General features: G+C 76.4%; 1 pseudogene. It reads right to left on the minus strand.

Annotated features, from left to right (window positions below):
* A pseudogene (bchD, locus tag FV222_RS30375) lies at window positions 1-673 on the minus strand (magnesium chelatase ATPase subunit D); the annotation flags it as partial.

Here is a 673-nt window from a genome sequence, read left to right on the forward strand (position 1 = left end):
TTTCCGGCCTTGCCGCCGGCCAGGGGCCGGCGGCGAGCGCCGCGAGCAGGCCGGGTGGGATCGCTGCGAGCGCCGCTGCGAGCACGACGTCGTCGAGGCTCGGCGGTTCGGCCCGCTGTCGCTCCGAGGTCGCCTCGTCCGCGGACGCGTCGGGCGGCCGCTCGTCATCGGGGGATGCCTGTGGCGGCGGCGGCTCGGCGTCGTCGCCGGGCTGCTCGGGAGCGGGCATCCGCGTCGCCCGCGGCCCGAGCACGAAGCGCGCCGCCTCGGCGAGATCGGGTTCCGCCAACATGCTCCGTCCGTCGCAGGCGGCGATCAGCCGGGCGATCCGCACGGCGAGCAACGGCCCGCGTAGCGACGCCACGCCGAGAGCCTCGGCGGCGGCGCAGAGCGTGGCCACGGCTTCGGAGGCGTCGTCCGGTTCCATCGCCCGGTCGGGCGTGCGTCGAGCCGGGTCGGATGCGGTCGCGCCTTCGATGTCCCGCAGCGCAAGGTCCCGGAGATCCACGTCGAAGGCGAGGCGTTCGGTGAGCGCGACGGGCGGTGCCTCGTCGTCGAGTCCCTCGTCGAGCAGCACCAGCCCGAACCGTGCCGCCCGCGTCTCGAAGAACCCGTCGCGGGCGACCGCGACCGTGCCCGTGTCGAGGGCGGCCGCAAGGCGCGCCGCCGTACC

This window comes from Methylobacterium sp. WL103 (genome assembly GCF_008039885.1).
Lineage (GTDB): Bacteria > Pseudomonadota > Alphaproteobacteria > Rhizobiales > Beijerinckiaceae > Methylobacterium > Methylobacterium cerastii.